General features: G+C 70.0%; 17 protein-coding genes. 9 read left to right on the top strand and 8 right to left on the bottom strand.

Annotated elements, in window-relative coordinates; all coding sequences use genetic code 11:
* Positions 1–66: 66 nt before the first annotated feature.
* Positions 67–4,191: a protein kinase domain-containing protein gene (locus G4D86_RS25420; protein ID WP_163996611.1), complete on the top strand. Its 4,125-nt coding sequence runs from the start codon at positions 67–69 to the stop codon at positions 4,189–4,191.
* Positions 4,192–4,231: 40 nt separating this feature from the next.
* Here G4D86_RS25420 and G4D86_RS25415 read toward each other — a convergent pair whose 3' ends face one another.
* Entirely contained in the window at positions 4,232–5,467 is a 1,236-nt protein-coding gene (locus tag G4D86_RS25415) for an MFS transporter (RefSeq protein ID WP_163996610.1), read from the bottom strand.
* Between the two features lie 171 nt (positions 5,468–5,638).
* On the opposite strand from G4D86_RS25415, the gene G4D86_RS25410 reads away from it, so the two are divergent.
* The 3 genes from G4D86_RS25410 (at position 5,639) to G4D86_RS25400 (ending at position 8,635) form a co-directional block, all read left to right on the top strand.
* A complete protein-coding gene (locus G4D86_RS25410) occupies positions 5,639–6,178 on the top strand; it encodes a PDC sensor domain-containing protein (protein ID WP_163996609.1) in 540 nt (179 codons plus the stop codon).
* 21 nt (positions 6,179–6,199) lie between these two features.
* Positions 6,200–8,092, top strand: coding sequence for a methyl-accepting chemotaxis protein (locus G4D86_RS25405; RefSeq protein WP_163996608.1), 1,893 nt, complete (start codon positions 6,200–6,202; stop codon positions 8,090–8,092).
* A gap of 66 nt (positions 8,093–8,158) precedes the next feature.
* On the top strand, positions 8,159–8,635 hold the full coding sequence (locus tag G4D86_RS25400) for a hypothetical protein (RefSeq protein ID WP_163996607.1): 477 nt from the start codon (positions 8,159–8,161) through the stop codon (positions 8,633–8,635).
* 1 nt (position 8,636) lies between these two features.
* Here the strand turns inward: G4D86_RS25400 and G4D86_RS25395 are convergent, their stop codons facing one another.
* Together G4D86_RS25395 and G4D86_RS25390 are read right to left on the bottom strand one after the other, a co-directional pair.
* Complete coding sequence (locus tag G4D86_RS25395; protein ID WP_163996606.1) at positions 8,637–10,748, bottom strand: alkaline phosphatase D family protein; 2,112 nt, start codon at positions 10,746–10,748, stop codon at positions 8,637–8,639.
* A gap of 143 nt (positions 10,749–10,891) precedes the next feature.
* Positions 10,892–11,311, bottom strand: a complete 420-nt coding sequence (locus G4D86_RS25390; protein ID WP_163996605.1) for a type II secretion system protein GspG — start codon at positions 11,309–11,311, stop codon at positions 10,892–10,894.
* 243 nt (positions 11,312–11,554) lie between these two features.
* Here G4D86_RS25390 and G4D86_RS25385 point away from each other — a divergent pair, with 243 nt between their 5' ends.
* From G4D86_RS25385 to G4D86_RS25370, 4 genes are all read left to right on the top strand, one after another.
* Positions 11,555–13,276, top strand: a complete 1,722-nt coding sequence (locus G4D86_RS25385; RefSeq protein WP_163996604.1) for a M23 family metallopeptidase — start codon at positions 11,555–11,557, stop codon at positions 13,274–13,276.
* 162 nt (positions 13,277–13,438) lie between these two features.
* Positions 13,439–15,787: a GMC family oxidoreductase N-terminal domain-containing protein gene (locus G4D86_RS25380; RefSeq protein ID WP_163996603.1), complete on the top strand. Its 2,349-nt coding sequence runs from the start codon at positions 13,439–13,441 to the stop codon at positions 15,785–15,787.
* An 18-nt stretch (positions 15,788–15,805) separates the two neighbouring features.
* On the top strand, positions 15,806–17,350 hold the full coding sequence (locus G4D86_RS25375; protein WP_240360464.1) for a GMC family oxidoreductase N-terminal domain-containing protein: 1,545 nt from the start codon (positions 15,806–15,808) through the stop codon (positions 17,348–17,350).
* 29 nt (positions 17,351–17,379) lie between these two features.
* Complete coding sequence (locus G4D86_RS25370; RefSeq protein WP_163996601.1) at positions 17,380–18,423, top strand: lipase family protein; 1,044 nt, start codon at positions 17,380–17,382, stop codon at positions 18,421–18,423.
* Between the two features lie 25 nt (positions 18,424–18,448).
* Here the strand turns inward: G4D86_RS25370 and G4D86_RS25365 are convergent, their stop codons facing one another.
* The 5 genes from G4D86_RS25365 to G4D86_RS25345 form a co-directional block, all read right to left on the bottom strand.
* Positions 18,449–18,700, bottom strand: a complete 252-nt coding sequence (locus tag G4D86_RS25365; RefSeq protein WP_163996600.1) for a hypothetical protein — start codon at positions 18,698–18,700, stop codon at positions 18,449–18,451.
* 12 nt (positions 18,701–18,712) lie between these two features.
* Complete coding sequence (locus tag G4D86_RS25360; RefSeq protein ID WP_163996599.1) at positions 18,713–19,621, bottom strand: fumarylacetoacetate hydrolase family protein; 909 nt, start codon at positions 19,619–19,621, stop codon at positions 18,713–18,715.
* Entirely contained in the window at positions 19,618–20,685 is a 1,068-nt protein-coding gene (locus G4D86_RS25355) for a hypothetical protein (RefSeq protein ID WP_163996598.1), read from the bottom strand. Before G4D86_RS25355 ends, G4D86_RS25360 begins: the two co-directional genes overlap by 4 nt.
* A gap of 78 nt (positions 20,686–20,763) precedes the next feature.
* A complete protein-coding gene (locus tag G4D86_RS25350) occupies positions 20,764–21,318 on the bottom strand; it encodes a DUF2378 family protein (protein ID WP_163996597.1) in 555 nt (184 codons plus the stop codon).
* A gap of 103 nt (positions 21,319–21,421) precedes the next feature.
* On the bottom strand, positions 21,422–22,354 hold the full coding sequence (locus G4D86_RS25345) for a bifunctional helix-turn-helix transcriptional regulator/GNAT family N-acetyltransferase (RefSeq protein WP_163996596.1): 933 nt from the start codon (positions 22,352–22,354) through the stop codon (positions 21,422–21,424).
* Positions 22,355–22,576: 222 nt separating this feature from the next.
* On the opposite strand from G4D86_RS25345, the gene G4D86_RS25340 reads away from it, so the two are divergent.
* Complete coding sequence (locus G4D86_RS25340; protein WP_240360463.1) at positions 22,577–23,998, top strand: M1 family aminopeptidase; 1,422 nt, start codon at positions 22,577–22,579, stop codon at positions 23,996–23,998.
* Positions 23,999–24,012 lie beyond the last annotated feature (14 nt).

The raw sequence follows: 24,012 nt of genomic DNA, 5'->3' as shown, positions 1-24,012 counted from the left end.
CCTCCTGGCGACTCCATCCATCCATGGATGGGTGCGGCTGTGGGAGGCGCGCGAAGAGGGGATGGGATGGACACAACCACCCGGCGGACAGGCGTGGAGACTCCGCATGACAGCTCGGAGTTCGATGACAGCCTCCTGCGAGAGGTCGCTCGGAGGGGTCCACGTCTCTCCCTGCCTGTCCCCGGAGAGCGGCTGGGGGGCCAGGACGGGTGCCGGTACGAGGTCACCCGGTTGCTCGGCCGAGGAGGCATGGGCCACGTCTTCAGCGCCCTGGACCTTGAGCTCCTGCGCACGGTGGCACTGAAGTTCCTCACGCCGCGCGGGGGACAGGCCGACCCCGAGCTGCTTGCTCGCCTGCGCGAGGAGGCGCGCGCTGTTGCCCGGTTGGACCACGAGAACATCCTCCGCATCCACGACGTGTCCGAGTGGAACCCCGGATTCCCCCAGGAACGCGACGGGGCGCCGCAGAGGATGCCCTTCCTCGTCATGGAATACCTGGAGGGCGAGTCCTTGCAGTCCCTGCTGCGGAGGGAGCGGATCGACCTCCGGCGTACGCTGGACCTGATGGCCGACGTCGCCGCGGGGCTTGCGCACGCGCACGAACGGCACCTCATCCACCGCGACCTCAAGCCGGGCAACGTCTTCGTGCTGCGTGAAGGAAGGGCGAAGCTGCTCGACTTCGGCCTCGCGTGGACGGTGGCGCCAGCGTCGGCGGGTGCCATCCCCATGGGCGGCACACCCGCGTACATGGCTCCGGAGCAGTGGCGGGGAGAGGCTCCAGATGCACGCACGGACATCTGGGCCGCTGGCGTCCTCCTCTTCGAGCTGCTCACCGGCGAGCATCCCCTCGCCGGACTTCGTGGCCCGGAGCTGCGAGGCCGGCTCCTGTCCTCGGAGCCGCTGCTCCCGTCGCGTGAGCGCTGCCCCGAAATCCCCGACGCGCTGGAGCGACTGCTGGAGTCCGTCCTGTCCAAGGACCCGCGCCAGCGCCCCTCCTGCGGCACCGAGCTGGCCGAGCGGCTGCGCGCGGTGAGGGAGCTGCTGGTACCCGACGTGCCCCGGGGCACGCGAGTCTCGGGAGTGGGACGGCGTTGGGTGTCGCTGGTGTCCTGCCAGATGGTGCCCACCCGGAAGACCGGAGCGCGGCTGGACCCGGAAGATAGCAGCGAGCTGGTGGCCATCTTCCACCAGGACTGCGCGAGCATCCTCCATCAGCACGGGGGCGCCATCAACACCGCGGTAGGCGCGGAGGTCCTGGCCTGCTTCGGCCACCCGGTGACACGCGAGGACGACGCGGACCGCGCGGTCCAGGCGGCACTGCACCTGGCGCGCACCCTCTCCGGAAAGGCTCCGGGCCACGGTGGCTTCGCGGTGAGGGTGGGTGTCCACACGGACCAGGTGGTCCTGGCCGAGGCCTTGCCCACGCAGCCCGGTATCGCACCGGCCCTCCAGGGCGAAGCGCCGGCGGTCGCGACCTGGCTGGCGACCCAGGCCGAGCCGGGCACGGTACTGCTGAGCGGAGGCACGTACACGCTCGTGCGCGGCGGCATCCAGGTCCAGTCTCTCGGCGAACGGGCCTTCCAGGGCCTCTCGGGGACGTCGTCGGTGGAGGTGCACCGGGCGCTCCAGGCGAGTCCCGGCATGAGTCGTTTCGCCCGGACACTCACGCTGGGCACGCTGACACCGCTGACGGGTCGGGGGCGGGAGCTGGAGCGCCTCACCACCGCGCGCAGCGAGGCGCTGGGCGGCAGGGGCGCGCTCGTGCTCCTCCGAGGTGAGGCCGGCATCGGCAAGTCCCGCCTCGTCCAGGAACTGCACGACCGGGAGCCTGAAGGCGCCAGCACCTGGGCCTGGTGCCAGTGCTGGCTCCAGAACACGGCCAGCGCCTTTCATCCGCTCCTGACCTGGCTGCATCGCGAGCTGGGCTTCACCCCCGATGATGACGCCGCACGGAAGGCGCGGAAGCTGGTGCAGCGAATGGAGGTGCTCGGAATGCCCATGGAGCACCGGGCCCCCCTGGTGTCGCTCATCCTGAGGTCGGTCGACAAGGGCTCCCCGCTCCTTCAACTCTCAGCGGAGCGCCAGCAGGCGGAGATGCTGAGAGCGTTGGTCGCCTACCTCCAGCGCGAGGCCTCGCGACAGCCGCTGATGCTGGTCGTGGAGGACGTGCACTGGGCCGATGCCTCCACCCTGCGATTCCTGGAAGCGCTGCTCGACCACCTGGAGGACACGCGACTGTGCGTGCTGCTCACCAGCCGCCCGGGCTTCCAGCACACCTGGAAGGACCACCCGCGCTTCCAGGAACTGGAGGTGGAGCCGCTGACGCCCGAGGACTCCGCGCTGCTGGTCCAGCGGGTGGCCGGAAACGGCGCCCTGGAACCGGGAACCGTCGAGCAGTTGGTGAAGGGCACGGACGGGGTCCCCCTCTTCATGGAGGAGTTGACCCGGGAGGTACTGCGGGAAGGAGCGCCCGGACCGGACTCAGCGGGAGGCCCTCTGCTACTGCCGGCAACCCTCCACGCGCTGCTCCAGGCCCGGCTCGACCAGCTCCCACCCCGCCAGCGAGCCCAGGCACAGCTCGCGGCCACCCTGGGACGGGAGTTCGACTACGACCTGCTGCGCGCCGTCTCCTTCCTCAGGGAGGATGAGCTGCTCCTGGAGCTGGAGGGACTGGAAGGCGCCAGGCTCCTCTTCCGACGGGGGGAGCCGCCCCACGCCACGTATGCCTTCAGGCATGCGCTCGTGCAGGAGGCGGCCTACCAGTCCCTGCCGCGCGGCGTGCGACAGCGCCATCACGCACGCGTCGCGCAGGTGCTGGCTTCTCACTTTCCCGTGGTGGTGGAGGAGCAGCCAGAGCTGCTGGCGCAGCACGCGACGTTGGCGGGGCTGGCGGAGCAGGCCATGGAGCATTGGCGAAGCGCGGGCCAGCTTGCCATGATGCGGCCCGCCCTTTCCGAGGCCGTCAGCCACTTCTCGCGGGCACTCGAGCAGGTCGCGCTGCTGCCGTCCTCACGCGAGAGGGACCAGCGCGAACTCGCCGTGTGCGGAGAGCTGGGCATGGTGCTCTTGGTCGCGAAGGGCTACGCCGCCTCGGAAGTGAAGGCCCTCCATGCTCGCGCCCGTGCACTGTGCGCCCCCGTCGACGACCTGCCCCTGCGCCTGCTCTGGGGGCTCTGGAACATCGCGTTCATGGGCGGCGACCGCGAGGGCACGGACCAGTTCGTCGAGGTCTTCCATCATCGGCTCGCCACCCACGACGATCTGGAGACTCGGGTGGTGCTCCACAGTGAGCTGGCGCAATGGTCTTTCTGGCAGGGCAATTATGTCGGCAGCCTTCGGCACAGCCAGAAGGTAAGGACAGTGCTGCGTGAGCCAGGCGCCGAGGCGCTGCTCCTGGATTCCCGTGGCCCGAACCTCGACGTGCAACTGGCGATGCTCACCGGATCTGGAGTCGCGGCGCTTTGCCAGATGACGATGGGGTACGCCGAGCAGGCGCGCGCGAGCTGCGACGAGGGATTCGCGCTCGCCGAGTCGATGTGCCACCCCGTTTTCGTCGCGATGACGCTCCTGTTCGGCGGAGTTATCGCATTTGAGGCACGGGACGTGCAGGCGGCATCAGGCATGTTGGGAAGAGCACTCGCCATCTGCGCTGGGAACCGCTTCCCATTCGTAATGGCGAACAGCCTCTGTCTTCATGGCTGCATCACCGCATGTTTGGGAGACACGCGCGCCGGACACGAGGAGCTCCGCGAGGGCCTCGCCATGTTGCGGAGTATGGGCGCCCGGCTCCAGTACGCTTGCAACCAGATTCGGCTCGCCGCGGTGCACCTCTTGAGTGGGCAGTTCGATGAGGGCCTGGCCGCCGCGAACGAGGGGCTGGAAGACTCGAAGAGACTCCTGACCCGCCATCACCTCCCGGGCCTGCACTGGGTGCGCGGGGAGTTGCTGCGGCGGAAAGGGGAGGAGGCTTCGGCACGTGCTTCCTTCCAGCAGTCACTGGAGACAGCGCGTGAGCTGGGTGCCAAACTCCAAGTGCTGCGCGCAGCCGTGGCCCTGACCCCGTTCCTGTTGGACACCGGTGAGACGGAAGCCGCGCGCTCGCTGCTGGCCGAGGGCTGCGACGGAATCCCGGAGGGGGACGGACTCATGGAGGTGCAGTCAGCGCGGAGCCTGCTGGCCTCACTCACATGAGTGCGGCGAGAATGTACGTCAGAGCCTGGTCGCTGAAGGCTCACTCCTCCAAGAAGTCCAAATCCCGGCCGAACGTCTCGTCGATGCCGCGCAGGGCCGCGAAGGCGGCCACCAGCGCGGCGCCGCCCACCACCAATGCCGCGCCCTTCAGCCCGAGCGACGGCGTGGCGAGCTGCAGGCCCGAGGTGAGCAGCACCGTGGAGCCCCGGATGAAGTTGGGCACCGTGGTGGCCGCCGTGGCGCGCAGGTTGGTGCCGAACTGCTCCGCGGCGATGGTGACCAGCACCGCCATGTACCCGGCGGAGAACCCCAGCGCCCCGCAGCACGCGTAGAAGGCCCACAGCGACGTGCTCCCCACCGTGAAGAGCGCCACGGTGGCGAGGGCGCCCAGCACCAGGAACAGCGCCACGCTGCGCTTGCGGCTCCGGGTGAACTGGCTGAACAGGCCACTGGCCAGGTCCCCCAGCACCGTGCCCACGTTGCCAATCAGCACCGCGTGCGCCGCCAGAGGGATTTCCTTCATCCCCAGCGCCTTGCCGAACTCGGGCGCGAAGGTGATGAGCACGCCAATCACGAACCAGATGGGCACGCCCACCAGCACCACCGACAGGTAGCGCCGCGCGGACGGGCCCGGCTTCAGCAGCCGAAGGAAGTTGCCCCGCTGCACCGCCTGGTCCTTCAGCGCGGTGAACAGGCGGGGCTCGTGCACGGTCATTCGCAGGCACAGCAGCGCGAAGCCCAGGCCACCGCCAACCATGTACGCCGAGCGCCAGTCCAGCCGGCTGCCCACCAGGGCGGCGGCAATGGCCCCCATCACCCCGTTGGTGGCCACCAGCGTCGTGCCGTAGCCACGGTGCTCCTTGGACATGAGCTCGCTGACCAGGGTGATGCCGGCCCCCAGCTCGCCGGCCAGGCCGATGCCCGCCAGCACGCGCAGCAGCGCGTATTGCTCCATCGTCTGCACGAAGCCGTTGGCGAAGTTGGCGGTCGAGTAGAGGAAGATGGAGCCGAACAGCACGGACAGCCGCCCGCGCTTGTCGCCCAGCACGCCCCAGAGGATGCCGCCAGCCAGCATGCCCAGCATCTGCATGTTGAGCAGGCGGACGCCCGCGCTCATCCGCTCGGCCGCCGGCACGCCGATGGCCTCCAGGCTCTGTGCGCGGACCACGCTGAAGATGACCATGTCGTAGATGTCGACGAAGTAGCCCAGCGCGGCGACGAGGATGGCCAGGCGGGCGGCCCGCTGGAGGTCGACCGGGACAGAGGTGGCAGTCATGCGCCCATCATTCACCACCCGCGCCCATCCAGAACAGGTGGGGGAGGGCAAGGCCGCCCTCCCGCCTTCGAACCCCGAAGGTCGGCCGTGCAACAATCCGTATCATTCAGGTGGGGACGTGGTGGGGCCCCGCCCCGGTCGCGCTGGCGCCCGGGGAAGCGCGGAGTACGGATGTCCTGGTTGAGCAGCCTGGCGGTGTTGATGCTGGCGCAGGTCCCCGCGGACGGGGCGGCGCAGCTCCAGAAGGTGGATGGGGTGATGCCGGCGCTGCGGCGGATGGCCGCGGACCCCGAGCTCGTCCAGGCCGTGCGGGCCCAGAATGCGCGGCAGGTCCCGCTGGCCACCATCCGCGAGCAGGACGAGACGTGGCGCGCCAGCCCCATGCCCACCCCCTTCAAGCAGCGGGTGCTGGACACCGCGTGCTCCCGCGTCCTGAACCGGTACCGCGAGCGGCTGGGCCTCATCGTGGCCGAGGCCTTCGCCATGGACGAGCAGGGCGCGCTGGTGGGCTCCACGCGCCGCACGTCCGACTACTGGCAGGGGGACGAGGCCAAGTTCCAGGTGCCCTTCGCGAAGGGCCAGCCGCTGCGCGAGAAGCCCTTCTTCGACGAATCCTCCCAGGCCTACGTCATCCAGGTCTCGCTCCCGGTGCGCGACGGCGCGCGGACCATCGGCGCCCTCACCGTCGGCCTCTCCCTCCTGGACCTCTGAACCTTGCTCCTGCGCTCCCCCATGCGATTCCTGGACGGAATGAAGCTGCGCACCCGCCTCACGCTGGCGGTGTCCCTGCTGATTCTCTGCGCCCTGCTGCCCGTCAACCTCTTCCTGCGCTTCTCCACGACGGAGAACCTCCAGCACCAGATCCACTCCATGCTGAAGGTGGAGGCCGAGGGGCTCAGAGACCTCGTGGAAGCGGCGCTCGCCGAGCGCGAGGCCAACGCGCGGAGCTGGTCGGAGGACGCCATCCTCCGCGGCGCGCTGCTGTTCGACACCTTCGAGAAGAGCGACGCGGTGCTCGCAGCGCTCCAGAAGCGTCACCCGTCCTTCTCCGGCCTGGTGCTCTTCACCGAGGATGGCCGTGCCGTCTCCGCCAGTGAGCCCGCGCTGCGCGAGGCCTTCGCCGGCCGCACGCAGGACGTGCTCGCGTCGGACTGGTTCCGCGCGGCGCGCGAGGGCCGGCTGGACACCCGCGCGCTCACGGAGGTGGACCCCGTCTTCCACCGCCGGGTGCTGCCGCTCGCTGTGCCGGTGCTCAGCCCCATCAGCGGGGCGCACATCGGCGTGCTGCTGGCCGCCTTCGACTGGGACCAGATGGGCACAGTGGTGTCCTCCGCCCTGGAGCGCTCGCGGGCCCGGGGCCAGGAGAGCTTCGCGCTGGAGGTGCTCTCCGCCAGCGGGACGACGCTGTACGACTCGCTCGAGGCGGGCGTGTCGCGCCCCGCGGATGTCGTCCACGAGGAGGCCATCGACGAGGAGACGGTGAAGGACGTGGGTGACGGCTGGCGCTTCGTGGCCACGGTGGACCCGGACGAGGCCTACGCGCCGCTCCAGCGCGCCGCGACGGTGGCGCTGACCTTCATGGTGGGGGCGCTGCTCCTTGCAGGCGTGGCCGCATGGCTGCTGGCGCGCGGCATGACGCGTCCCATCGCCACGCTGAGCGAGGTGGTGGGCCGCATCGTCCGGGATGGAGACCTGACGCAGAAGGTGCACGTGCCCACGCGCCGTGACGAGGTGGGCGAATTGGCGGATGCCTTCTCACAGATGATGAGCCACCTGCGCGAGTCCACCGCCAGCCTCCAGCAGGGCACCCGCGTGCTGGGCGAGACGGTGTCCGAGCTCACCAGCGCCGCCTCCCAGCAGGAGCGCAACCTGACGCGGCAGGCCGCCGCGCTCCAGGAGACGCAGGTGACGGCGCAGGAAATCAAGCAGACGTCGATGATGGCGGCGGACCGCTCGCAGGCGGTGCTCGGCGCCAGCGCGCGCGCCCGCGAGGTGGGTCAGGCGGGCGAGGCCACCGTCGGCGCCAGCCTCCAGGGCTTCGAGCAGCTCCGCGAGCAGGTGGGCCGCGTGGCCGGGAGCATCTCCGAGCTCTCCGACCGCACGCAGCAGATCGACGGCATCACCCAGACGGTGAAGGACCTGGCGGACCAGTCCAACATGCTGGCGCTCAACGCGGCGATCGAGGCCGTGCGCTCGGGCGAGCACGGCAAGGGCTTTGGCGTGGTGGCGCGCGAGATTCGCAGCCTGGCGGACCAGTCCATCGACTCCACCGGCCGCGTCCGGGAGATTCTCGAGGACATCCGCCGGGGCATCCAGACGACGGTGAGCCTGTCCGAGGAAGGGCAGCGGCGCACCGAGTCGGGCCTGTCCCAGGTGCGCGCCAGCGGCGACAGCCTGCGCGAGCTGTCGAGCATCATCCAGGACAACGCCAACGCCGCCCAGCAGATCGCCGCCGCCGTCACGCAGCAGAACGCGGGCGTCGCGCAGATCTTCACCGCGGTGACGGACCTCTCCCGGATGATGGATGAGACGATGCAGGGCCTGAAGAGCACCCAGCGTGCCACCGAGTTGCTGCGCGACGTGGCTCAGCGCATGGACGTCGTGGCGAGCACCTACCGCGTCTGACGGGCTGGCGTGGGCGTTGCAGTCCCGCCGCCCGCGCTCCTGCTCCGGGAGCGGCAAGGAGTTCCGGTGCTCTGCTACGCCTTCCTGTGGATTCCGGTGATGGTCCTCACCGCGCTCGTGACATTCGGTCGCGGGACGAAGGGCCAGGTGCGCAGACTTGTCCCGCTGTTCGTCGTCATGGGCCTCCAGGCGGTGCTGCTCCTGGCGGGCTGGTGGGAGGGGCGCCACTACACGCCGCCCATCTACGACTACTACCCCCCGTTCGGGCTGGGGGAGATCATCGGCACGTGGGAGTCCAGGCGGGGCACCCTCGTGCTGAACGCGGAGGGCGGCTTCGCCTACGGCGGTGTCGAGGGGTACTGGACCTCGGAGGGGACGGGCGGGTCCTTCCTCCTCGTCGGAGAGGAGTCGTGGTGCATCTTCCAGCGGAATGGTCAGCTGAAGCTGCTACGCCCCGAGGACTGCGAGTGGGACGCCGACAACTGGAGCTACAGCCAGGAGTTCTCCCGCACGGAGCCGGGAGAGATCTCCACGACCCGGTGATTCAGCCCACCGCGATGGCGCCTCCGCGCACGGTGAAGTCCCGCCGGGTGAAGCGCGCGGCCAGGGCCTCCGGCTGGTCAGCGTACGAAGTCCCCGCCTCGGAGCTGGGGATGAGGTGGTAGGCGGCCCGCACCTCGTCGGCATGCACCTCCACCACGGTGAAGCCGTGGGAGTCCGTGTCCACGAAGGCGATGTTCGGGTTGCCCTCACGCAGGGTGGCATCCTGCTCGGTGACGACGTACCGGTACACCGCTGAGCCAGGTGGGAAGCCCGCGGCCGCCACCTGCTCGCCCGCCTCCTCCTTCACCGACGCGGAGGAGATTGCCGGCGCGGTGAGGGCGGGCACGCCCACGTCCACGGAGGCGAAGGCCGCGTGGATGTCCCCGGACACGACCACGGTGCGGTCCGAGGTGCGCCCGCGCAGCTCCCCCAGCAGCCGGGCCCGCTCCTGCGGGTAGCCGTCCCACTGGTCCACGTCGAAGTAGTAGCGATTGCGCACCGTCGCGGGCTCCACGTCCGGCTTGTTGCTCAAGTCCCACACCATGGAGGTGGGCGACACGGAGCTGACCAGCACCTTCCACGCCTGCGAGCCGTTCGCCGCGTCCAGCACGAAGGCGGACTGCTCGGCGCCGAGGGCGTTCTGCGCCTCGCCGCCGGTGGCGATGTCGCGCGCCGCCGCGTACACGTCGTAGGTGTCCTTCACCACCACGTACCGCGAGCCCAGCCGCGAGAAGAGCTCCGTCTTCCCCAGGTGGACGAAGCCGAGGCCCCGGGGCTTGCCCGTGGGGGAGATGGGCGCACGGCCCGCCTGGGCGAGCACCGGGTTGACGTACGCCAGCGCCGCGTTCCCCTGCACCACGGCCGCCGCGCGCGCCTCCGCATCCTGCTGCGTCAGCCCCGCCGCCACCGCGAGCTGCGTGTAGGCCAGCCGGAGGATGCCCTGCGCCTCCGCGTACTCCGGCGCGCTGAGGTCCACGTACGCGAACGTATCCGCCGTGAAGGCCCCCGCCACGCCCAGGGCCGTCAGCGTCGTCGCGTCCACCGCCACGGTGGCGGGCCAGGCGTCCTCGGGGACGAGGTGGTCCGGGTGCCGGCTGCGGTAGTCGGTGACGATGAGGCGCAGCGCCGTCCCGAAGTCGAAGCTGCGCCAGATGTGCGAGTCCGGGTAGCGCTGTGTCGCGTCCACATCCACCGCGCCCTCGGGCGCATCGTCGGGGTCCAGCGGCAGGTACTCGAAGAAGGCCAGCTCCGCGTTGCGGCGGCGCTCCGGCTGGCTCTCGTCCTGGCGCCCATCGGTGTAGTTGGCGTGCGCGTCCCACGAGTCGTCGGAGAACTCGTGGTCATCCCAGGTGACGATGAAGGGGTAGCGCTCGTGCACCTGCTGGAGGAAGGGGTCCGAGCGGTACGTCCGGTACAGGTCGCGGTAGTTGGACAGCGACGCGGCCGCGAGCACCGTGCCCGCGGAGCTGGCCAGCCGCAGCGCACCGTCCGGCTCGGTGAAGCGCACCTGGCGCGTGCTCCCGGGCAGGGCCGCCTCCAGCGTCGTCTCGTAGACGTAGTCCCCGAGGAACACGACGAAGTCCAGGTCCTCGTCGAGCTGCACCAGTCGCTGCCAGGTGTTGTAGTAACGGCCGTTGTAGTTCTGGCAGTTGGCCACCACGAAGCGCACCGGCGTGTCCGTGCCGGCCTCCGGGGCGGTGCGGGTGCGGCCCACGGGCGAGGCGACGCGCCGGCCGTTCTTCTCCTGGAGGAACCGGTAGAAGTACGTCGTGCGCGGCGCCAGGCCCGTCACCTTCACCTTGACGGCGTGGTCATGCGCAGACGTGACGGAGACGCCCGTCAATTCCAGGACGCGCTGGGTGAAGCCGTCATCCGTGGCGACCTGGAGGGTGAGCGTCACGTCCGCGCCGGCGTTGCCGGGGTCCACGCCGCGCGTCCAGAGCACCACGCTGGTGGGGCGCGGATCTCCGGACGCGACGGACTGCGGGTAGAAGGTGCGGTCCTCGATGATGGGGAGGTCGTCGTCGTCATCGTCGGAGCACCCGAAGGCCGTGCTCGCGGCCACGGCGGCCAGGCACTTCAGGACGGTGCGGCGGTCCAGGAATCGCGGCATGGCGTGGCTCCTCGGCGCACCGGGAGGACGGCTCCCGGAGAACGCGTGAGGTTACGAGCCAGGGAGCCGCGCTCCATCCGACGGAGGGCTGCCCGTCCCGTCCGCTTCCCGGCACCGGAGCCCGGCGGCGGGGCAGGGTGGCGTTACGAGCGGCCCTTGCGCTCGTCCACGGAGGAGATGTCCGCGTCGTTGCCCTCACCGCCCGCGGTGCCGTCCGCACCGTAGGAGATGATGACCGGCTTGCCGCCTTCGTTGATGTACACGTAGTCGTTGTTCCACGGGTCCTTGGGCATCGAGTCCAGCGCCCGCGACTCCACCAGCGCACTCAGGCCGGAGGCGGTGTCCGGGTACTTCCCCTTCTGCGTGTAGAAGAGCTTCATCGCGCCCTGGAGGCTCTTGATGTCCAGCTCGGCGCGATCCCTCCGGGCCAGCTCCAGTTGGGGAATCACGGCGACACCCACCGCCGCGGCGATGAGGCCGAGGATGGTGATGACCACCATGATTTCGATGAGCGTCATTCCGCGATTCCGACGGCGCTGCTGCTTCGACTTGTTCTGGTTCATGACGGTTCCGCACCCCTTGTGACGTTCTGACAGGCCACCGCTTCGTCGGGATGTCTCGCTGTCGTGAGACACCCTGGCTTTGCGAATGGCGCTGCCCGTGGAGCCCGCCACCGGCCATCGGTACCGGGCCCGGGGGTGCGTCAGTGCAGGCGGCGTGCCCGGCGGTTTCGAGAGGCCCGGGAATATCCGCGGCGGCTCTCGTTCAATTGCCGTAGCTCCACCACACCTTCCTCGGAAATCCCCATGAAGAACCACTTCCTCGCCTCGGCCGCCAGCGGCCTGATGGCCCTGAGCATCCTTGCGCCGTCGCTCGTCCACGCGACCTGCGACATCGACACCGCGGCGCAGACCGCCCCCGCGCTGACGTCCAGCAACTGGTACCACCGCATCGACGGGGCAGGGAACGTCGCCGCCTCGCACGCGGACGGCTACTACCAGATCAGCTCCGCCAGCATGGTGAACCGCGCCGCGTGGCTCGACGCGACGGTGGCGCGCATGCCCGTCTACAAGCCGTTCCGCGACAGCGCGGTGGGCGTCGTGACTGGCTGGATGTACGGCGCCAACTCGCGCCACAACGCGCTGGACTACGCCAACGGCGGCGCCAGCTTCCGCGTGGACGCGGTGGCGGACGGCGTGGTGCTGTGGGTGGGCTACATGCCCAGCCCGGGCAACGTGGTCATCGTCGAGCACACCGCGAAGGACGGCTCGAAGTTCCGCACCGTCTACCACCACCTGCGCGACGGCCGGGACGAGGACATCGCCCGCGCCCGCCTCACGAAGACCTATTACGAGAACGGCAACGGCGCCGGCTCGTTCGCGTCCGCGGACGCCGCGTGGAAGAACTACCAGAACCAGGCGAACGCGGACGGGGTAGCCCTGGCCAACGGGGTGACGTCCGCGCAGCTCACCGCCATCGAGTCGCGCTGGGGCACGCCGTCGCAGACCATCATGGTCAGCGAGGGCCAGACGGTGAAGGCGGGGCAGCAGATCGGCATGGCCGGGCTCACCGGCGCGCACGGGATGAACAGCTCCGTCACCAACACGCACCTGCACATCATGTTCGCCCGCCCCGCGGAGCACTGGGTGGGCGGCGTGAAGAAGAGCCTGTGGACCTTCTTCGACCCGCACGGCCTCTATGCGCTGAGCGCGTCCTGCTACCAGACGGAGTACCCGACGGGGCAGGGCGGACAGGCCGACCAGCACGCCGCGCACTACGCGCCCTTCTTCCAGGACTTCGCCGGACTGGACGCGGGGAAGTTCCAGCAAGGCTTCAACTACTTCGCGTCCTTCGGCTGGTTCCCCTCCACGCTCGCCACCGAGTCGAGCGGCTGGACGTGGAAGATGGGCGGCTCGTTCCAGTACAACCCGTCCGCGCCCGTCACGCGCACCTTCCGCACCTTCGCGCAGCACCAGTCGGACGCGGACACGTGGATTCCGCTCGGCTGGCGCCCGGACAAGGTCGTGGGCATGACGGCGCCGGACGAGGCCCGCTTCACCGCCATCTACGCGCCCATCACCACCGGCTTCATCGCCCGGCACAAGATGACGCCGAGCTGGTTCGGCACGCAGATCAACGACAACTACAGCGCGGGCTACCTCCTCACGGACGCCTCCGCGTACCTGGACGCGGGCCAGCTCTTCTTCACCGGCACGTGGGTGAAGCAGCCGGCGGTGACGGCGCAGTACGCGTACCAGGGCATGACGGAGACCTCCCTGTGGGACACGGATGACACGCTGAAGGCCTCGGGCTTCAAGATGGTCAGCGTGCAGAAGTACTGGCACCCGGGCCTGGGCGAGCGCTACCTCGCCATCTGGCACGTCTCGCCGAAGACGCTGGTGCCCTTCGTCGACCTCACCCCGGAGCAGTTCCGCAGCTACCGCGACCTCTACGCGGGCCTGTTCAACTACCGCGTCCGCCACGTCAGCGCGTACGGCGGCAAGTACGCCGTCATCTTCGAGAAGTAGGTCCCGCTGAGACATGAAACATGTCTCGACCCGGCCCGGGTCCATGTGGACCGGGGCCGGGCCGTAGCGATTCCAGGGGGTTGAGGGGAGGGGCTCGAGGGTTTACCGGGTCCTTTCAAGAATCCGGACCTCGTGCGTTTAGTCTTCAACGAGGGGGGATACATGGCGCCGAAGTACGATGCGCTGGTCATCGGCACCGGCTTCGGGGGCGCCGTGGCCGCTTGCCGGCTGGCCCAGGCGGGGCTCTCCGTGCGCGTGCTGGAGCGGGGGCTGCGCTACCCGAAGGGGGGCTTCCCGCGCGACTGGGAGAACCCGCTCAACGGCTGGCTGTGGAAGCACGGGCAGGGCCTGTTCGACGTGAAGCTCATGCAGGGGATGAGCGTCGTCCAGGCGGCGGGCTACGGGGGTGGCTCGCTCATCTACGCCAACGTCCACCTGCGCCCGCCCGCGGAAACCTTCGAGACCGACTGGCCCGAGGCCTACAGCCGCGAGTCGTTGGACCCGTACTTCGACCTGGTGGCGCACATGCTCGACTTGCAGCCCATCACCGCGTCCGCGCGGGGGCTGCCCACCAAGACGCAGCGGATGAAGGACGTGGCGCGCCAGCTCGGGCGGGACGCGCAGTTCTTCTACCCGGACCTCGCCGTGCGCTTCGCGCCCGCGGGCGAGCCCCTGCCCAACAAGTTTGGCGTGCACCAGGAGGGCTGCAACTACTGCGGCGAGTGCGACATCGGCTGCAACGTCCGCGCGAAGAACACGCTGGACCTCAACTACCTGGCCGTCGCCGAGCAGCGCGGCGCCGAGGTCTCCACCCAGGCCGAGGCCACGCGAATCGAACCGCTGTCGCCCGAGGGCTACCGCGTCACCTTCGTCGACCATGGCGCGGGCGCTGTCGTGCGCACCGTCGACGCGCGCCGCGTCTTCCTGTGCGCGGGCGCGGTGAACACCACGGAGCTGTTGCTGCGCTGCCGGGACGAGTGGGGGACGCTGCCCGACCTGAACGAGAAGCTGGGCTGCCGCTACTCGGCCAACGGGGACTTCCTCGCCTTCGCGCTGGAGACGCGTGAGCTGTGGGACCCGGCGGAGGGGCCCACGATTACGACGAGCATGGTGGTGGACCAGGGGAAGGGGAAGGACAAGACGTGGTTCCTCTTCCAGGAGGGCGGGCACCCGGGACAGGTGGCCGGAATCCTCCAGGCGATGGACTCGTGCCATGACCTGAAGGTGCCGGTGGACCTGCTCCAGAAGGAGCTGGTGAAGGTGCTGCGCAAGCGCTCGCGGGCGGCGGCGTCCATGGAGGGCGAGCGCGGGCGCTTCCAGGCCGTGTTCCTGGCCATGGGGCGTGACAGGGCCAATGGCCGGCTGGCGCTGCGCCCGCTCACGGGAGAGCTGGAGGCGCGCTGGGACGTGCCCTCCAACCTGCCGCTGTACCGGACGCAGGAGCAGCTCTGCCAGGACATCGCCCGGGCGCTGGGCGCGCGCGCCGTCTACAACCCGCTGTGGGAGCGGCTGCACATCCCCGTCTCGGTGCACAACCTGGGCGGCTGCACCATGGCCGATGAGCCCGCGTACGGCGTGCTCGGCTCCGACGGCCAGGTGCACCACTACCCCGGCCTGTACGTCCTCGACGGTGCCGCGCTGCCGTCCAGCACGGGCGTCAACCCTTCGTCCACCATCGCCGCAGTGGCCGAGCGCAACGTGGAGCGCGCCATCCGCGAGGCCCTGGGCAACCCCGGCTGGGTGGCCCCGGAGCGCGCCCCCCTGGAGCCGCAGCCCTTCCGCGCGGGCCTGCGCTTCTCGCAGGAACCGCAACCGGCACGCGTGGTGCCAAGAGAGGACCCGATGAGGACGGTGGTGATTCCCGAGGGTGGCACGGTGCCTTCGCCCACGCCGGTGGTGGGCCTGCGCTTCACGGAGCGGATGCGCGGCTTCCACGCACCGGGGCACGTGCCGGCGGACGACTTCACGGGCGCGGAGAAGGCCGGGAAGCGGGCGGGGCAGCTGGCGGAGTTCGTCGTCACCATCACCCTGCCGAGCCTGGACCGCTTCCTCGCGGAGAAGGCCCATGGCGGCATCGCCCAGGGCACCGTGCACGTCCACGGCCTCACGCCGCCCGAGGGCGCGGACATCGTGAATGGCGTCTTCAACCTCTTCGTGGACACCGACAGCTTCAGCGAGCGGCGGATGCTCTACCTGCTGCCCTTCACCGGCAAGGACGGCCAGCAGTACGTCCTCGACGGGTACAAGGAAGTGCGGGACGACGACGGCTTCGACATGTGGAACGACACCTCCACGCTCTTCACCGTCATCCGCCGGGGCACGGAGCGCAGCTCGCCCGTGGTGTCCAGCGGCATCATCCGCCTGCACCTGCCGGACTTCCTGCAGCAGCTCACGACGTTCGCGGTGCTGGGCACGGAGTCGCCCGTGGCGAAGGCGGACGCGCTGCGGCGCTTCGGGAAGATGTTCATGGGCCACCTCTGGGACGTCTTCGCCCGCACGAAGCTGGAATAGGAGAGGCGCACCTTGGCGATGGCGACGCGGTACGACGCGGTGGTGGTGGGCTCGGGCTTCGGGGGCTCCATCAGCGCCCTGCGGTTGGCGCAGGCGGGGAAGTCCGTGGCGGTGCTCGAGCGCGGCCGGAGGTACCGGCCCGGTGAGTTTCCCCGCGACGTGACTCGCGCGGACGAGTTGCTCTGGCGCCACCCGTCGCGTGAGGAGGCACAGGGGTTGTACGACGTGCGCTTCCTGTCCGGCATCGGCACGGTGACGGCGAGCGCGGTGGGCGGAGGCTCGCTCATCTACGCCAACGTCCACGTGCGGCCGGACGCCGCCATCTTCGAGGACCCGCGCTGGCCGACGAGCTACAGCCGTGCCTCGCTGGAGCCGTACTTCGACAAGGTGGCCCGGGAGCTGCGCCTGGACCCGGTGCCGGCGTCGCTGTCCCTGCGCAAGCGCGACCTCTTCAAGCGCGCGGCGGAACGGATGGGCCGCCCGACGTTCGACCCGCCAGAGGCTGTGGCGTGGGCGGAGCCTCCGGGCCCGGGGCGGAAGGTGTGCCAGCTCTGCGCGGAGTGCGAGTTCGGCTGCCAGCACGGCGCGAAGAACACGATGGACCAGACGTACCTGGCGCGGGCGGAGGCGCTGGGTGCCACGGTGTGGCCGCGCACGCTCGTCTCGCACGTGGAGCCGGCGCCGGGCGGTGGCTACCGCGTGCACTGCACGGATCTGGCGACGGGGGAGCGGCGGACGGTGGAGGGCTCGCGCGTGGTGCTGGCGGCGGGCACGTTGGGAACGGTGGAGCTGTTGCTGCGCAGCCGGGACGGGGCGAAGAGCCTGCCCGGGGTGAGCAAGCGGCTGGGGCACGGGTACTCGGGCAACGGAGACTTCCTGGGCTCGCTGCACAACGCGCGCGAGGACATCCAACCGTGGGTGGGCCCGGACGTGGCCACGGTGATGCGCTTCACGGACGAGGCGCCGCGCTTCACGCTGGTGACGGCGACCTTCAACCAGCCCGCGACGCGGGTGCTGGCGGGCATGGGGCAGCCGCGGCTGGGGCCGTTCCAGGGCATCGGCTATCCGCTGTGGACGTTCCTGGGACCGCTCGTCCACAAGGCCTTCGCGAAGGGACTGCTCAGCAAGCCGATGAGCAACCGCGTGGACCCGGCGCGCACGTGCAACCTCTTCGGCATCGGCCAGGACAACGCCAACGGGCGCATGGGGCTGAAGGGCGGCCGGCTGGACGTGGAGTGGAACTACGCCGGGGAGAACGCCGAGTTGGTGAAGCGCATGTCCGCGGCGATGCAGGAGGTGGCGTCCCAGTACGGCGGCACGTACGCGCCGCTGGTGACGTGGCAGTTGTTCAAGCGGCCCTTCACGGTGCACTCGCTGGGCGGGGCGCACCTGGCGAACTCACCCGAGCGCGGCGTCGTCTCCACCGAGGGCGAGGTCTTCAACCATCCGGGCCTCCACGTGGCGGACGGCTCTGTCATTCCCACGGCCATCGGGTTCCACCCGGTGATGACCATCAGCGCGGTGGCCGAGCGCATCGCCGAAGCCGTGGCCCACGGCTTCTGACCCCGTTTCGAGACTTCGAGGAGATGACCATGGACACGCTTCCACCGGCACAGCGGCACGACTTCAAGACGGGCGACGGCGTCCCGCTGTGGCTCACGCGCTACCAGGGCGGGACCAAGGGCCCGGTGCTGCTGGTGCACGGGGCGGGGGTGTGGAGCGGCATGTTCATGCTGCCCACGCTGAAGGAGAACTTCGTCCAGTTCCTGGTGCGCCATGGCTACGACACGTGGCTGCTGGACTGGCGCGCGAGCGTGGAGCTGCCGCTGCGCCAGTTCACCCTGGACGAGGCGGCCGAGCACGACATGCCGGCTGCCGTGCGCAAGATCCTGGAGGTGACGAAGCGGAGCTCGGTGCAGGCGGTGGTGCACTGCGCGGGCTCGGCGGCGTTCTTCATGTCGATGGCGGCGGGACGTCTGCCGGAGGTGCGCAGCGTGGTGGCGTCGCAGGTGGCGCTGCACCACATCGTCCCGCCGGTGACGCAGCTCAAGGCGATGCTGCGGCTGCCGGAGACGCTGGACGTGGCGCTGGACTACCTGTCGCCGGACGAGGACCCGAAGAATCCGGTGTGGCAGGCGGCCTTCGGCAAGTTCGCGGACATGCTGAGCCACGAGTGCGACAGCACGGTGTGCCACCGGCTGACGTTCATGTACGGGCACCTGTACAAGCACGCGCGGCTCAACCGCGAGACGCATGACCGGCTGGAGGAGCAGTTCGGCCCCTGCAACATGCTGACGTTCCGCCACCTGGCGCAGATGGCGCGCGTGGGGCATGCGGTGGGGTTCGATCATGGGGAGACGGAGAACCTCCGGCGCTACGGCCGTGAGAAACCGCCGTCCTACCTCCGGGCCGAGCACCTGCGCCGGCCGATCACGTTCCTGTCCGGAGAGCAGAACGGCACGTACCTGCCCGCGTCCACGGAGCTGACGTACGAGTGGCTGCGCGAGGAGAACGGCGCGGACTTCTACCAGCGCAAGGTGCTGGAGGGGTACGGGCACCTGGACACGTTCATGGGCAGCACGGCGGCGCGCGACACGTACCCGGTGATATTGGACTCGCTGGAGGCTGCGGGGTGAGGTGGCCTCGAGCGGCGGGGCTCACTCAGGTGCAGCTCTTCGCGCGCTCGTTGCACTGGTTGACGCAGCCGGGCGTGTCGAAGTCCGTCTCGGTGCTCTGCGGCTTGTTGCTGGCGGGCCCCTCGGGGAACCGGTTGGAGGCCCGGGGCGGCGGCTGACACGTGTCGAGGCAGGAGTTGTATTCGTTGCGGCACAGCTCCGACATGCCCGACGTGTTCAGCGTGGAGCAGCCGAGCTGCGCGCCTGTCAGCAGCGCGATGGCGAGCGTGAGTCTCATATCCCCGCCATCCTAGCCGATGGTGAAGCGGCGCCGGCCCAGCACACCGCCGTCCATCTCCACCACATCGCCCGGCTTCAGCATCCGCGGGTTTCGCGCATGGGCCCGCAGCGCGGCGGACAGCCGCGCGCTCGCCGGCAGCAGCGCGCCCACCCTCCGCTTCCACGAGGGCACGGTGAAGGCCACGCCCGACGGCGTCCCGGTGAGCACGACGTCTCCCTTCTCCAGCACGCCCGAAGACGCGGCCCGCGCCGCCTGGAGCAGCAGCTCGCGCGGAGACAGGATGAGGTCCATCGTCCGGCCCTGCTGGCGCGGCTCGCCATTCACGCTGAGGGACAGCGTCACGTCCAGGCAAGCCGCCGCCTGGGGCGTCTCCGGCACCCAGAGCAGTGGCCCCGGCACGAGGAACCCCGGGAAGCTCTTCGCCGCGCACCAGAACGCCATCCGGTCCGGCCGGCCCTCGCCCAACACCTGCACCGAGCGCGCCGTCACGTCGTTGGCGAGGAAGTACCCCACGGGCGGCGCGAAGCCGGGCCGTTCCAGATCCGCGGCGCGCGCGTCCTCGAGTAGCAACAGGCCCAGCTCCACCTCGTAGTCCAGCAGCGGCGGCAGCGCGGAGGACCGACCCGCCAGCGACGCCACCAGCCGCGCATCCAGCCGCTCCACGGCCATCAGCAGCGCATCGTGCGAGGGACTCTTCACCGTGTCGCCCTCGTGCAGCAGCGACGACGGGTCCTTGGTGAAGATGGCCGGGCCGTCCGCCTCGCCGCCCGTCTCGTTGATGTGCGCCGCGTACGTGAGGCCGAGCGCATGGACGTGCCGGGGCGCCAGCTCCAGCGGGACGAGTCTCCCCGGCGTTCGATTCGGATTCAGCGCCCGCATGACCGCCGGCTGCGCCTGGGGCGTCTTGAGCAGCCTCACAGTCCCTCCACCGCGCCACGGGGCGCGAGCTCGTCGAGCGAGGTGCCATCCCAGCCGATGTACCGCACGCCCTCCATCGGCTCGGGCGCGTGGAACTCCACCGCGCCCACGGCCGAGGTGAGCCGGCCATTCGGGCGCCACGCGGCGAAGGGGTGGGGGCGGGTGAACAGCTCCACCTCACAGGTGGCCACGTCGCTCTGCGCCACGTGGATGTCCCAGCCCGTCGGGTCTCGATATGCGTACCCCGCCAGCGTCCTCGGGTCGCACCATGCGCGGCCCTTCATCGAGGCCGTGGCGGAAGTCGCCTCGAAGTGCAGCTCGCCCGCGCGAGGCACTTCCATGCGGGTGAAGAACAGGCCCGGCACCTCGTGGAACGTGTGCGACTGCTGCGCGGTGCGCAGGTAGATGGGCGTGAGGCGGGGAGGGAAGCCGCCGCGCTTCGGCAGCACGGACAGTGCCTCCAGGGACGCCTTCGGGTCCTCGTTGAAGACGGGGACGTACAGCCACGTCAGCTCCTCGATGCGCCGGTGGCCCCAGAGGTGTTTCTGCAGGCCCGGCGCGCCGCGGACGTCGTACCGCCGGCCGTCCACCGTGACGGTGCCGGTGAAGGCGAGGTCGTCGTAGGCATGCGCCACGTGCGTGGTGAGCGGCAGCAGGTCCGTGCCCCTCGGCGCGCGGCGCACCGCCGAGGACGTCTCTGGCGAGAAGCGCAAATCCCAGTCGATGGAGTGCCCGCCCGACGCCACCCGTCCGTGGACGCGGCCCGGCCCCAGCTCCGAGTCACCGATGCGGATGCCGAAGCGCTCCGGCGAGCCGGCGCTGAACTCGGAGATGGGGTGGAGGGACTTCAGCGCCACCGTGGGCGTGGGCGAGGCGCTGTCGAAGGCGGCGGCCCACACGGTGGCGCGAGGCTCGCCGGGCGCACCGGGCGCGGGGGTGAAGAGGGTGTAGCGCAGCCACCACGCGCGCTCCCCGTTCAGGTCGAGCACCACCAGGAACCAGATCTCGAAGAACCCTGGCTGGCCCTTCCAGCGCGGCAGGTTGGCGCGCTCGCTCGAAGGCATATCGTCCCCCTCAGTGACGGCGGCTTCTCCGTCCGAAGCCCAACGCTCGCAGAGGGACGGTACTTCCGGCAAGCCGTGTCAGCGGCCCGCCTCGTTCCAGATGACCCGGTAGGTGGCGCTGTCCGCGTCGAACCGGCTCACCTCCACCGTCGTCGCGGGGGCGCCCGCGGCGCGTCCCATGGCAAGCATGACGCCCTGCTTGAAGTAGCGCAGCGCGCCCGGCTCGTTGAGCCAGACCTCGGCCTCGTTGGGCCCGCGCTCGGTGATGCGCACCTCGGTGTAGTTGTTGCTCGTACGGAAGCCGTGCTGGGCCTTCCAGAGCATCCGCCAGGGCCCCAGCAGCTTCATCACCCCGAGCAGGGCGCGCCCCATCATGGTGTCGCGGTAGCCGTCAATCATCCGCTCGCCGAGCAGCCGCCACGCCACCGCCTCGGTCTCTTCCGGGTGCAGCGCCTTCGCCGTCAGCGCCACGCAGCGGATCCACGTCTCCAGCGTGTAAGCGGGGAGCAGCGGCCGGTCCAGGTCCAGTCCCTCCATCCGGAGCTGCTCCTTGAGCAGCGGGGACACGCGCCCGGTCAGTCCCCGGACGAAGAGCCCCTCGACGATGGGTGGAAAGACGAGTCGCTCGGCCATGCCGGGCATTCCATCCCCCGGCCCGCCCCGTCGGGTCAAGTGCTACCTATGGACGGCGGACGGTGTGGTTGGAACGGGACGAGAGGCCCTACCGAGACTGGAGCTACAGCTTCAGCTCCCACGTCTCTCCGACGAGGCCGTGTCCGAAGCTGTGATGCGGCTCGGAGTGGACGAGGACGAAGCCGGCCTGCTCGTAGAGCTTCCGGGCCGAGTGGAGCACATCATTGGTCCACAGCCGCACCTTGCGGTAGCCGGCCTCACGGGCGAAGCGCACGCACTCGTCCACCAGCCGTGAGCCGATTCCGAGCCCCCGCGCTGACGGCTCCACGAGCAGCAGGCGCAGCTTCGCCACCGTCTTCGACTCCTTCACCAGGAACACCGAGCCGACATTCTCTCCGTCCCGCTCGGCAATCCAGCACCGCTCCCGCGCCGGCTCGTACTCCTGGATGAACTTCGCGGCGATGCTCGCGACCAGCGCCTCGAAGCGCTCGTCCCAGCCGTACTCCTGGGAGTACAGCAACCCGTGACGCTGGATGACCCAGCCCATGTCACCCGGCCGGTGCTGCCGGAGGAGGTAGGGCGCCTTCTCCTGCTGGGGCGTGCCACCGAGCAGTTCCTCGATGTTCCGCATCGCCTCCAGCAGGCGCTTCTGCCGGGCCGGAGACATGCCGGACAGCAGCGCGCCGACCTCCTGGCTCGAGCGCGCGTTGAGCCGGGCGAAGGCATCCCTTCCGCGCCGGGTCAGCCGCACGAGGCTCTGCCGCCCGTCGGACTCCGAGCGCACCCGGGTCACGAAGCCCCGGGTGCCGAAGGCGCGCAGCACGCGACTGAGATAGCCAGGGTCCAACCCCAGGTCCCGGCTCAGCTCCGCCGCCGTGGGCTGCTCCCGGTTCGCCACCTCGTACAGCACCCGCACCTCGGTGAGGGAGAAGTCGCTCTCCAGGTGCCCCTCCGGCAGCACGCCAATCTTCTGCGTGTAGAAGCGATTGAAGTGCCGCACCGCCGCCACGGTCCGTTCGTGCCTGGCCTCGCCCATGTCCGTGCTCCTCCGGATTCGTTGCCATTGTCAACGAATTGGTTGCCTCAGGCAACCATCTGAAGCACGGCTCCACCGGACGGCCGAGTTCGCCGCATGGGGCGCTTGGGGATGGGCGGAGATGTCGCGCCTCGGCGGAGACCGCCCATGCGTTCCGGCCTGGAATGCAGGATGCTGGGAGGGCTGCCGGGGAGCGCACCCCGCCTGGAGGGAGTTCACGTCATGAAGCTTGCTGTGCCGGGTACCGCCGTCCTCGTCCTGCTCGTGGGAACCCTGGGGTCCTGCAGGTGCGCGGAGCCTCCGGACGCGTCCGGGCTCCGGGAGGCCCGAGTCTGTTCTTCGCCTGGTGAGGGCGGGGCCCTCTCCGCGTGTCCCCAGCTCTGCGACGCCGTGGGACGGCTCCCCGCGCCTCCACCTCGAGAGGGACTGGCGCGCGACATCACCTCGACTGCACTGGACGTGAAGCTCGGCGCCATGAGCGGCACGGCCACGCTCATGGTGGCGGAGTCGAAGGAGCCGGGGCTGTCGCTGAAGGTGGGCAAGCTGAAGATCACCGGCGTGCGCGGACGCTGCGGCGGCCTGCAGTACACAGTGAAGGACGGGCAGCTCGACATCGGCGTGCCGGAGTGGGCGAGCACCGTGGTCGTCGACTACACGTTCTCCTCGACCTCGAACACCGACGGGTACCGCGAATCCGGGAGTACCTACACGTGGCCGGCCGCTTGTGGAAACCTGTTCCCCTGCCATCCCTCACCGGACGACGGTGCGAGGTTCTCGCTGCGGATTGGAGACCTGCGTGAGGGGCAGGTGGCTGTGTACCCGAAAGCGATCGCGCGCGATGTGCCGGCGTACATGCTGGGGTGGGCCGTGGGGGCCTATACGGAGCGACCCCTGGGCGTCACTCGCGCGGGGACGCAGGTGTCCGTCTGGTACCTGCCGGGAGAGGAAGAGGCTGCGACAGAGGGCACGCGCCATCTGCGGGACGCGATGGACTTCTTCGAGACGCAGTATGGGCCCTATGTCTTTGGCGACAAGGTGGGCTCGGTGTCGGCGAACTGGGGCCCCAAGGCCCAAGGTGGCATGGAGCATCATCCGTTCTGGCACCTGGCCTCGGCGTCGATGGCGGACCGCCAGATCCACTACCACGAGGCGGCGCATGGCTGGTTTGGGAATGGAGTGCGCATCCAATGCTGGGAGGACTTCGTGCTCTCCGAGGGGACGACGCACTACCTCACGGCCCGCGCGGTGCGCGCCACCGAGGGCGAGGCCGCGGAGGCGAAGTTGTGGGAGTCGAGGCGGCAGGATCTCGAGCGGGCGGTGGCCCGGCGCGACACGGTGGCCCTGCCGGACGCCACGTGCAATGCGATTGACATGACCACGCACCCGCTGGCCTCCATGATTCCCTATCTGAAGGGGAGCCTCTTCTTCCACGAGCTGGAGAAGCAGGTGGGCACCGCCGCGTTGGACCGCGTGCTGGCGCGCTTCTACCAGCTGCACGTGGGCAAGGCGGCGCGCATGCAGCAGTTGCTCGACTTCGTGAAGGCAGAGACGGGCCATGACCCCGGGCCGCTCGCGCAGGGTTGGCTGCGAGGGCTGGGCATCCCCGCTGCGCCGTCCCTCACGTCGGGACCGACGGCTCGGTGAGGGGCCCGTCGAAC

The sequence above is a fragment of the Pyxidicoccus caerfyrddinensis genome, from assembly GCF_010894405.1.
Lineage (GTDB): Bacteria > Myxococcota > Myxococcia > Myxococcales > Myxococcaceae > Myxococcus > Myxococcus caerfyrddinensis.
The sequence above is the reverse complement of the archived record's forward strand: the minus strand, read 5'-3'. Positions and strand labels throughout refer to the sequence as shown.

Excerpts from the sequence above, each read along its gene's own strand:
- G4D86_RS25420 (WP_163996611.1), top strand. The coding sequence starts at position 67 with ATGGACACAACCACCCGGCGGACAGGCGTGGAGACTCCGCATGACAGC.
- G4D86_RS25415 (WP_163996610.1), bottom strand. The coding sequence starts at position 5,467 with ATGACTGCCACCTCTGTCCCGGTCGACCTCCAGCGGGCCGCCCGCCTG.
- G4D86_RS25410 (WP_163996609.1), top strand. The coding sequence starts at position 5,639 with ATGTCCTGGTTGAGCAGCCTGGCGGTGTTGATGCTGGCGCAGGTCCCC.
- G4D86_RS25405 (WP_163996608.1), top strand. The coding sequence starts at position 6,200 with ATGCGATTCCTGGACGGAATGAAGCTGCGCACCCGCCTCACGCTGGCG.
- G4D86_RS25395 (WP_163996606.1), bottom strand. The coding sequence starts at position 10,748 with ATGCCGCGATTCCTGGACCGCCGCACCGTCCTGAAGTGCCTGGCCGCC.
- G4D86_RS25390 (WP_163996605.1), bottom strand. The coding sequence starts at position 11,311 with ATGAACCAGAACAAGTCGAAGCAGCAGCGCCGTCGGAATCGCGGAATG.
- G4D86_RS25385 (WP_163996604.1), top strand. The coding sequence starts at position 11,555 with ATGAAGAACCACTTCCTCGCCTCGGCCGCCAGCGGCCTGATGGCCCTG.
- G4D86_RS25380 (WP_163996603.1), top strand. The coding sequence starts at position 13,439 with ATGGCGCCGAAGTACGATGCGCTGGTCATCGGCACCGGCTTCGGGGGC.
- G4D86_RS25375 (WP_240360464.1), top strand. The coding sequence starts at position 15,806 with ATGGCGACGCGGTACGACGCGGTGGTGGTGGGCTCGGGCTTCGGGGGC.
- G4D86_RS25370 (WP_163996601.1), top strand. The coding sequence starts at position 17,380 with ATGGACACGCTTCCACCGGCACAGCGGCACGACTTCAAGACGGGCGAC.
- G4D86_RS25365 (WP_163996600.1), bottom strand. The coding sequence starts at position 18,700 with ATGAGACTCACGCTCGCCATCGCGCTGCTGACAGGCGCGCAGCTCGGC.
- G4D86_RS25355 (WP_163996598.1), bottom strand. The coding sequence starts at position 20,685 with ATGCCTTCGAGCGAGCGCGCCAACCTGCCGCGCTGGAAGGGCCAGCCA.
- G4D86_RS25350 (WP_163996597.1), bottom strand. The coding sequence starts at position 21,318 with ATGGCCGAGCGACTCGTCTTTCCACCCATCGTCGAGGGGCTCTTCGTC.
- G4D86_RS25345 (WP_163996596.1), bottom strand. The coding sequence starts at position 22,354 with ATGGGCGAGGCCAGGCACGAACGGACCGTGGCGGCGGTGCGGCACTTC.
- G4D86_RS25340 (WP_240360463.1), top strand. The coding sequence starts at position 22,577 with ATGAAGCTTGCTGTGCCGGGTACCGCCGTCCTCGTCCTGCTCGTGGGA.